This is a genomic window from Pseudomonas sp. PKS, assembly GCF_051913525.1.
Taxonomy (GTDB): Bacteria; Pseudomonadota; Gammaproteobacteria; order Pseudomonadales; family Pseudomonadaceae; genus Aquipseudomonas; species Aquipseudomonas guariconensis_D.
The window spans coordinates 1-208 of sequence record NZ_JBEGDO010000087.1 but is presented as its reverse complement, the minus strand read 5'-3'; the positions used below and the strand labels follow the sequence as shown (position 1 = coordinate 208).

1 protein-coding gene is annotated in these 208 nt (G+C 46.2%); it reads left to right on the top strand.

The features are described from left to right. A partial coding sequence (locus tag ABOA88_RS24190) for a hypothetical protein (RefSeq protein ID WP_440128018.1) occupies positions 1-201 on the top strand: 201 nt, incomplete at its 5' end. Positions 202-208: the final 7 nt, after the last annotated feature.

Sequence of the window (208 nt, the reverse complement as noted above, 5' to 3'; positions counted from 1 at the left end):
ACCTTTATGAAGAAAGAGAAGAGAAATGAAGCCCTCATAAATGACATCATGGAGGACCTGGACACAAACCAGGACAATCAGCTGAGCTTTGAGGAGTGTATGATGCTGATGGCAAAGTTGATCTTTGCCTGTCATGAGAAGCTGCATGAGAACAACCCACGTGGGCATGGCCACAGTCATGGCAAAGGCTGTGGGAAGTAATTAAGAG